Origin of the sequence: Hansschlegelia beijingensis, from assembly GCF_045505405.1 — a bacterium.
GTDB classification, from domain to species: Bacteria; Pseudomonadota; Alphaproteobacteria; order Rhizobiales; family Methylopilaceae; genus Methylopila; species Methylopila beijingensis_A.
This window is the reverse complement of the sequence record NZ_JBJKEX010000122.1, coordinates 1-7907: the sequence shown is the minus strand read 5'-3', so window position 1 is coordinate 7907 and position 7907 is coordinate 1. Positions and strand designations below refer to the sequence as shown.

The 7907-nt window shown below is 69.8% G+C and carries 7 protein-coding genes and 2 pseudogenes; 1 reads left to right on the top strand and 8 read right to left on the bottom strand.

What is annotated here, in order from left to right; genetic code table 11:
• The 5 genes and pseudogenes from ACIKT0_RS09605 to ACIKT0_RS09585 form a co-directional block, all read right to left on the bottom strand.
• Positions 1 to 391 (bottom strand): annotated as a pseudogene (locus ACIKT0_RS09605) (hypothetical protein); the annotation flags it as partial.
• 76 nt (positions 392 to 467) lie between these two features.
• Positions 468 to 1439 (bottom strand): magnesium transporter CorA family protein, encoded by a 972-nt coding sequence (locus ACIKT0_RS09600; RefSeq protein WP_407105134.1) that lies wholly within the window; start codon positions 1437 to 1439, stop codon positions 468 to 470.
• A gap of 85 nt (positions 1440 to 1524) precedes the next feature.
• Complete coding sequence (locus ACIKT0_RS09595; RefSeq protein ID WP_407105133.1) at positions 1525 to 1773, bottom strand: exodeoxyribonuclease VII small subunit; 249 nt, start codon at positions 1771 to 1773, stop codon at positions 1525 to 1527.
• Between the two features lie 43 nt (positions 1774 to 1816).
• Positions 1817 to 2743 carry a histone deacetylase family protein gene (locus ACIKT0_RS09590; protein ID WP_407105132.1) on the bottom strand — a complete coding sequence of 309 codons (927 nt, stop codon included), beginning with the start codon at positions 2741 to 2743 and terminating at the stop codon, positions 1817 to 1819.
• 74 nt (positions 2744 to 2817) lie between these two features.
• Positions 2818 to 4518: an acyl-CoA dehydrogenase family protein gene (locus tag ACIKT0_RS09585; protein ID WP_407105130.1), complete on the bottom strand. Its 1701-nt coding sequence runs from the start codon at positions 4516 to 4518 to the stop codon at positions 2818 to 2820.
• Between the two features lie 105 nt (positions 4519 to 4623).
• Between ACIKT0_RS09585 and ACIKT0_RS09580 the strand changes: the two are divergent.
• Positions 4624 to 4773 (top strand): annotated as a pseudogene (locus ACIKT0_RS09580) (Sua5/YciO/YrdC/YwlC family protein); the annotation flags it as partial.
• A 25-nt stretch (positions 4774 to 4798) separates the two neighbouring features.
• Here the strand turns inward: ACIKT0_RS09580 and ACIKT0_RS09575 are convergent.
• The 3 genes from ACIKT0_RS09575 to ACIKT0_RS09565 form a co-directional block, all read right to left on the bottom strand.
• Positions 4799 to 5113, bottom strand: coding sequence for a DUF6460 domain-containing protein (locus ACIKT0_RS09575; RefSeq protein ID WP_407105129.1), 315 nt, complete (start codon positions 5111 to 5113; stop codon positions 4799 to 4801).
• Positions 5110 to 6786: a lysine--tRNA ligase gene (locus ACIKT0_RS09570; protein WP_407105135.1), complete on the bottom strand. Its 1677-nt coding sequence runs from the start codon at positions 6784 to 6786 to the stop codon at positions 5110 to 5112. The genes ACIKT0_RS09575 and ACIKT0_RS09570 overlap by 4 nt, the downstream gene beginning before the upstream one ends.
• A gap of 71 nt (positions 6787 to 6857) precedes the next feature.
• Positions 6858 to 7706, bottom strand: a complete 849-nt coding sequence (locus tag ACIKT0_RS09565; RefSeq protein WP_407105128.1) for a transporter substrate-binding domain-containing protein — start codon at positions 7704 to 7706, stop codon at positions 6858 to 6860.
• Between the last annotated feature and the right edge of the window lie 201 nt (positions 7707 to 7907).

Here is a 7907-nt window from a genome sequence, read left to right as displayed (position 1 = left end):
CGACATAGTGCGTCGCCGCCGCGCTCGCTCCGAGGATCGCGCCGGCGCCCGCCGCCAGCAGGGCGACCCCGCGCTCGACTTGAGGCGCGAGCAGGAACACGCCCAGTCCGCCCATCACGGCCGCGATGACGAAGCCGGCCGCGATCATCCGCAGATCATAGCCGGCGCCGAGCGCAGGATCGATCAACGCGACCGTCGCGATATGGGCGCCCCACACGGTCACGGCCGCGACCGCCGCCCCAAGGGCGACCCACGTGGTCTTCAGTTCGGCGCGCTCCGCGGCCTCGGCGCGGCCGAGCGCGAGGCTGAGCAGGAACGGGCCGATCAGGCAGCCGACCGCCAGCAAAAGATAGGACGTCGGGCCGTGGCCGGTCGCGATGACATTCTGCATGCTGGGCATCGGGCACCGCGAAGCGGAATTACGCCTGGCGATGCTAGCCCAGTGGCCGATAATAAAGCGTAAGCGCCTAGAGCCAGCGCCGCCACTTGAAGATCAGGTACGGAACCACCGCGCTCAGGATCATGAGGCCCAGCGCGTAAGGATAGCCGAACGTCCATTTGAGCTCGGGCATGTGCTCGAAGTTCATGCCGTAGATCGACGCCACCAGCGTCGGCGGCAGGAAGACGACGGCCATGACCGAGAACAGCTTGACGATGTCGTTCTGGGCGAGGCCCACCATGCCGAGCATGGCGTCCAGCACGAAGGTGATCTTGTCGTTCAGGAAGCTCGCATGCTCGGTCAGCGAGGCGGCGTCGCGCTGCATCGCGCGCAGCTGCGCCTTGACCTCCTTGGCGGGCTTCACCCCGTCGATCTCGGCCGCAAGGTAGAGGAAGGCGCGCTGCAGCGTGACGAGGCTCTCGCGGGCCTTCGAGGTCACGTCGCCCTTGCGGCCGATGGCCTTCAGAAGCTCCTGATAGGGCTTGCGATAGGCCTGCGAGCCGGCGCGCTGGAAGATGATCTGCGAGAGCTCCTCAACATCGGCGCCGACATGCTCGAGGATGTCGGCGAGCCGGTCGACGACGGCGTCGAACAGCCCCATCAGGACCGCCTCGGGGGTCCGCATGGACGGAGCGTTCTTGCAGGCGCGGGCGGCGAACACCGCGAACGCCCTGGGGTCTTCGTAGCGCACCGTGACGAGCGCGCGCCTGGTCAGGATGAAGGTGACCGCGCTCAGCCTCGGCATGGGGCTGTCGACCTGGCAGAGCAGCGAGGCCGTCATGTACCGGCCGCCGCCTTCGACATAGAGCCGGCTCGACGGCTCGATCTCGACCATCTCGTCGCGGGTCGGGACGCTGGCGCCGATCTGCGCCTCGACCATCCGCTCCTCGTCGGGCGTGGGCGCGACCATGTCGATCCACACGAGGTCGTCGGGCAGCCTGCCGTCCTTCACCTCGACCCGCTCGAGCGATCCGTCGCGCGCGGCATAGACGATCATCATGGCCGGCCATCCCGGATCAAGAATGGGCAGAGCGGGTCAGGAGCGCTCGCGCGGGGACCATATCAGGACCCGGATGACGCTCGCGTCACTCGGGGTCCAGAGGCCGCAGGCCCGTCGGAACGCCGTCCGCCCCGACCGTGATCGTCTCGACGCGCGCTTCGGCCCGCCTCAGCAACTCGTCGCAGCGCGCCTTCAGGGCCTCGCCGCGGCGGTAGATCTCGATCGATTCCTCAAGCGGCACCTGCCCCTGTTCGAGCCTGCCGACGATCTTCTCGAGCTCGGCGAGCGCCGCCTCGAAGGACAGCGAGGCGACGTCGTCTGGGATTTCCGGCACGGGCGACACCCTCTTTCGAACGAGGCCGCCTTGTAGGCCCGGCTCAGCCGCCCATCAAGGCGCGCACATGCGCGGCCGTCGAGTCGCCCAGGCCGCGCAGGTCGTAGCCGCCCTCCAGCACGGAGACGACGCGGTCTCCGGCGGTCTCGTTCGCGACATCGAGCAGCATGCGCGTCATCCAGCCGAAGTCCGCCGCCTGCAGCGTCAGGCTGCCGAGCGGATCGCGGGCGTGAGCGTCGAAGCCGGCCGAGATCACCAGCAGGTCCGGCCAGAAGGTCTTGAGCGCCGGGATGATGGCGTCTTTGAACGCCTCGCGGAACTTGGCCTCGCCGTCGCCCGCGCGCATCGGAGCGTTGACGACGTTGCCGCAACCCGTCTCGGAGCGCGCGCCGGTGCCCGGAAACAGCGGCATCTGGTGGGTCGAGGCGTAGAACAGGGAGGGGTCGTCCCACACAAGCGCCTGCGTGCCGTTGCCGTGGTGGACGTCGAAGTCGACGATCGCCACACGTTCGGCCCCGTATGTGCGCTGCGCATGGCGGGCGGCGACCACGGCGTTGTTGAAGAAGCAGAACCCCATCGCCCGCACGGCTTCGGCGTGGTGGCCGGGCGGCCTCACGCCGCAGAAGGCGTTGCGCGCGCGGCCGGCCATGATCTCGTCGGTGGCGTGCACCACCGCGCCGAGCGAACGCAGCAGCGCCTCCCAGGTGCCGCCGCTCATCACGGTGTCGCCGTCGACCATCACCATGCCCTCGCGCGGCCGCATCTCATCGAGTTCGGCCACGAAGTGCTCGGGATGGGCGAGCGCCGCCACGGACGCTTCCGCCAGCGGCGCAGTGATGCGAACCAGCGACTGGAACGGCTCGGCCTCCAAGGCCTGCTCAACCGCGCGCATACGTTCCGGCCGTTCCGGATGCCCCTGGGGGACGAGGTGGCCCGCGAAGGCCTCATGGCTGACGTAAAGCGTGCTCACGAACGTCCCCTCCGGTCTGGTGTGCCAGACTTTTCTGCAGAGGTGGGGCGCCTGCTCGCCGCTGTCGAGCGTTTTTAGAAAGCGAGCGCCGCGTCCGCGCCGTCTCCGGCCAGCGAAGCTCCGCCTTCCATGACGGCGCGAGCAAGCCCGTCCGCCTCGACCGCCACGTTCTCGGCGAAAAACCGCGCGACGGCGGCTCGCCTCGGCGCATCGGGATCGTTGTGGCCCGCGCCCGCGAGCGCCTCTGCGGGATCGCGCTCGGGCGCCGAGAACCACGCGGTCGCCCTCGACAGCGCCTCGACCGCCTCCGCGAGCCGCGCGCCGGTCCCGCCCAGAGCCGGGGAGCCCGCCTCGTTGAGCCGCGCCGCCAGAGCCGCGAACTCGCCGATCAGCTCCCGCACCGTCGCCCCGTCCGACTGCGGCAGCTTGCGGGTGACGAGATCGATCGCCTGGATGCCGTTGGTGCCCTCGTAGATCGGCGCGATGCGCGCATCGCGCAGATGCTGGGCGGCGCCTGTCTCCTCCACATAGCCCATGCCGCCATGGACCTGGACGCCGAGCGAGGCGACCGTGCAGCCGACCTCCGTGCCGAACGCCTTGGCGATCGGGATCAGCAGGCTCGCGCGTTCATGCGCGGCCCGCCGCTCCGCCTCGTCCGCGGCGTAGCGGGACCGGTCGATCTCGACCGCGGCCCGGTAGCAGATCCCTCGCGCGGCGGCAGTGAGCGCCTTCATGGTGAGCAGCATGCGCCGCACGTCGGGATGCGCCACGATGGCGCTGAGCGCCTCGCCGTCGGCCCTGCCCTGCCGCCGCTCATGCGCATAGGCGATGGCGGCCTGCGTCGCCCGCTCCGCGACCGCCACGCCCTGCAGGCCGACGGCGAGGCGGGCGTTGTTCATCATCGTGAACATGCAGGCGAGGCCGCGGTTCTCCTCGCCGACCAAATAGCCGACCGCCCCGCCCCGTTCGCCGAACGCCATCGTGCAGGTCGGGCTGCCGTGGATGCCGAGCTTCTCCTCGATCCCTGCGCAGACCACGTCGTTGTGATCCCCCAGCGCGCCGTCGGGCCCGACGTGACGCTTCGGCACGAGGAACAGGGAGATGCCGCGCGTGCCCTCGGGAGCGTCCGGCAGCCGCGCCAGCACGAGGTGGAGGATGTTCTCCGCCATGTCGTGCTCGCCATAGGTGATGAAGATCTTCTGGCCGCTGATCCGGTAGGAGCCGTCGCCGGCCCGCTCCGCCCGCGCGCGCAGAAGCGCCAGGTCGGAGCCCGCCTGCGGCTCGGTCAGGTTCATTGTCGCAGTCCATTCGCCGCTGACGAGCCGCGGCAGATACCGCTCCCTGATCTCGGGCGAGGCGTGCCGCTCAAGGCATTCGATCGCGCCATGGGTGAGCAGCGGGCACAGGCCGAACGCCATGGAGCCCTGCGCCCAGAGCTCGCTCGTCAGCGCCCAAAGGGCCGTGGGCAACCCCTGCCCGCCATGCTCCTCCTCCGCCGAGATCCCGTTCCAGCCGGCCGCCGCCCAGCGGCGGTAGACATCCGGCCAGCCTGCAGGCGTGGTCACCCGCCCGTCCGCGAGCCGGCACCCCTCCCGGTCGCCGATGCGGTTCAACGGCGCGATCACCTCGGTCGCGAAGTCCCCGGCCTCGCCGACGATCGCCGCGACTGTCTCCTGATCCAGCTCGGCGTAGAGGCCTTCCGTGCGCGCGGCGGCGAGGCCGCCGGCGTGCTCAAGCGTGAACAGCATGTCGGCGATCGGGGCGCGATAGCTCATCGACGGACCTCAGGCGCTTGACGACGGCGGCCGGGCCCGGTCAATGCCCGGGCGCAGCCGCAAGGTTAGGACTTGCCCGTGTCGGATAAAGCAAAAGCCGCCGTCGTGGAGACCGGCTTTCGGCCTACGCGCCGCCTGCGAGCGGACCAGAGCGACGAAGCCGGACGGCTGATCGCGCAGGGCGGGCTCGTCGCGTTCCCGACCGAGACGGTCTACGGCCTCGGCGCGGACGCCACCGACGCCGCGGCGGTCGCCGCGGCGGGGCCAGGCGGCTGAGCGCCTAGCGGCCGGAGCCGATGCGGAAGACCCGCAGCAGGATCCAGATCGGCACGACCACCACCGCGCCGATCAGGAAATAGCGCCCGATCAGGCGCAGCAGGTCCGCGCTGTTGGCGATCGCGTCCCTGACCAGATGGCTCGCCCAGCGGAAGATCTCGAAGGCGTCGAGGTCGAGCTGGTCGAGCACCAGCCCTACGATCACGCAGAGCAGCGCGAGCCGGGCCAGGACGCCGATCGGCGAACCGCCGAACACGCGGGTGAGGCCGGCCGATCCATAGCGCATGCGTCCTGCCTCCCCGTCGCGTCGGAAGATCATGTGACCGGCTCCTCGGCGGGCGTCGCCGAGCGCGCCAGCTCGCCGTCGAGCGCGCGGCGGATCAGGGCGCGGGTCTCCTCGACGCCGTAGAGCGCCGCGAAGGAGCCGAAGCGCGGCCCCTTCTCCTGCCCGATCAGGATCCGGTACAGCGCCGAGAACCATTCCTGCGACACGCCGGGCCGCTCGGGCGTGGCGCCCTTGGCCTTGAAGTCCTGGTAGCGCGGCACCGCCCGGCCGACGTCGTAGAGCGCCTCCTGGACCTGCTCGGGGGTCGGGTCGGCGTCGAGCTGGCCGAGCGCGTCGGACAGCCGCTCGAGCGCCTCGCGCTCCACTTCGTCCGGCGCCGAGAAGCGCTTGGTCGGCTTCACGTGGTCTTCGTAGTAGCGCAGCGCGTAGCCGACGAGTTCGTCGAGCTTCGGATGGGTCTCGGGGCTGACGCCCGGCGCGTAGCGGCCGATGAAGCCCCACAGCACGGACCGGTTCTCGGCGTTGGAGGCCGAGACCAGGTTGAGCAGCAGGGCGAAGGTCACCGGCATGTCGATCACCGGCGGGCGGCCGCCATGGATGTGCCAGACCGGGTTGCCGAGCTGCTGCTTCGGCTCCTGCCGCGGGAAGCCGCCGAGGAACTGGAAATACTCGTCGACCGCGCGCGGAATGACGTCGAAGTGCAGCTTCTTCGCCTCGCGCGGCTTCTGGAACATATAGAGCGACAGGCTCTCCGGGCTCGCATAGGTGAGCCACTCGTCGATCGTCAGCCCGTTGCCCTTGGACTTCGAGATCTTCTGCCCCTTCTCGTCGAGGAACAGCTCGTAGTTGAAGCCCTCCGGCGGCGTTCCGTCGAGCGCGCGGCAGATCTGGTTGGCGAGCTTCACGGAGTCGATGAGGTCCTTGCCGGACATCTCGTAATCGACCTCGAGCGCGGTCCAGCGCATCGCCCAGTCGGGCTTCCACTGCAGCTTCACATGGCCGCCCGTCACCGGGCTCTCGAACCGCTCGCCGGTCTCGGGATCGCGCCACACGATCGTGCCGGCGGAGACGTTCCGCTCCTCGATCGGCACCTGCATGACCACGCGCGTCTTGGGATGGATCGGCAGGAAGGGCGAATAGGTCGCCGACCGCTCCTCGCGCAGCGAGGGCAGCATGATCTCCATGACCCGCTCGAAGCGCTCCAGCATCAGCAGCAGCGTCTCGTCGAACCGGCCCGAGCGGTAGTATTCGGTCGAGGAAGCGAACTCGTACTCGAAGCCGAACTGATCGAGGAACGCCCGCAGCCGCGCGTTGTTGGCGGCGCCGAAGGAGCCCTCGGGGCTGCCGAACGGATCCGGCACCTCGGTCAGCGGCTTGCCCAGATTGGCGCGCAGCAACTCCTGGTTCGGGACGTTGTCCGGAACCTTGCGCAGCCCGTCCATGTCGTCCGAGAAGCACAGCAGCCGCGTCGGGATCTTGTCTTCGGTCAGCGCCCGGAAGGCGTGCCGCACCATCGTGGTGCGGGCGACCTCGCCGAAGGTGCCGATATGCGGCAGCCCGGACGGGCCATAGCCGGTCTCGAACAGCACCGGACCGTCCTTCGGCCGCTTCTTCAGCCGCTCGACGAGCTTTTTCGCTTCCTCGAACGGCCAGGCGTTCGAGGTGCGGGCGAGTTCGGCGAGAGCTGCAGGATCGGCGATGGTCATTTGCATGCGTGGTCCGGTCGAAAGGGGGCGCACGTTAAGAACGGCTTCCCGCACGCGTCAATGACGCGGGGTCACCAGATCCCGATGGGGAAGTGCTTCAGATAGATCTCCGCATAGGCGCCGGACTCGTCCAGGCGCTGCAGCGCGTAGTCGATCGCCTGCCGCAGCTTCTCGTCTCCGGGCTTGAGCAGAACCCCCACCCCCTCGCCGAAATAGCGCGCGTCCACATAGGGCCCTCCGACGAAGCGGCAGCAGCCGTTGGACGAGGTGCCGTTCAGCCAGAACGCGAGCGCGACCGCGTCGCCGAACGCCACGTCGGCCTCGCCGTCCCGGACCGCCGCCCGCGCGGCGTCCGCCTTCTCGAAGGTCTTGAGCTGGGCCTTCGGGAAGAAGGTCTTGAGAAAGGCCTCGTGCGCCGAGCCCGTCACGACCGCGACGGTGCGGCCGGCGAGCGCCTCGGGCGTCGCCTCCGGGGGGGCCTTGTCGCTTCGCGCCACGAAGCGCGCCGGCGTCTGATGCACGCGGGCCGACATGGCGAAGCGCGATCGGACCTCCGGCGTCGGCCGGACCATCGCCAGGATGACGTCCGCCTGACGCTTGTCGATCGTGTCGAGCAGCGCGTCCCACCGCCAGGCCTGAAGGGTGCAGGCGATCTTGAGCTCGCTGCAGACCGCGCGCGCGAGATCGACCGCGAAGCCCGCGGGCTGGCCGTCGGCGTCGATGTAGTGGAACGGCGCGTAATCGTCGCCCGTCGCCCACCGCACCACCCGGCCGGCCGGCAGGTTCGGGCCTTCGATCCGCGCGTTCGGGTCGGAGAAGCGCGGAATGACGACGGCCGGTTGAGCGGTTCCGGCGGGCGCAGGCGCCTCTGCGCGGCCGGGCGAGACGAACAGGCAAGCCAGGACGACCGCGGCCGACACGCTTCTCAGAAGGTACGCGGAAACACCTAGAGGTTGCATTCGACTCGACTCCTCGCCCGAGCCAATCTTACACTTTCGGCCTTGGCTTGGCGTGCACGCGCCGCTCGCGCGGCGCCCGGGGGCGAGGCTCGCGTCAGCTTGTACATCGGTCCAGCTCAACAGAGCGCGGGGCGCGCCGTCGCCGCGCCCCGCGCTCTGTTG

What these genes read in the sequence shown, in the direction of transcription:
- ACIKT0_RS09600 (WP_407105134.1), bottom strand. Translation starts at nt 1,439, where the DNA reads ATGATGATCGTCTATGCCGCGCGCGACGGATCGCTCGAGCGGGTCGAG.
- ACIKT0_RS09585 (WP_407105130.1), bottom strand. Translation starts at nt 4,518, where the DNA reads ATGAGCTATCGCGCCCCGATCGCCGACATGCTGTTCACGCTTGAGCAC.
- ACIKT0_RS09575 (WP_407105129.1), bottom strand. Translation starts at nt 5,113, where the DNA reads ATGATCTTCCGACGCGACGGGGAGGCAGGACGCATGCGCTATGGATCG.
- ACIKT0_RS09570 (WP_407105135.1), bottom strand. Translation starts at nt 6,786, where the DNA reads ATGACCATCGCCGATCCTGCAGCTCTCGCCGAACTCGCCCGCACCTCG.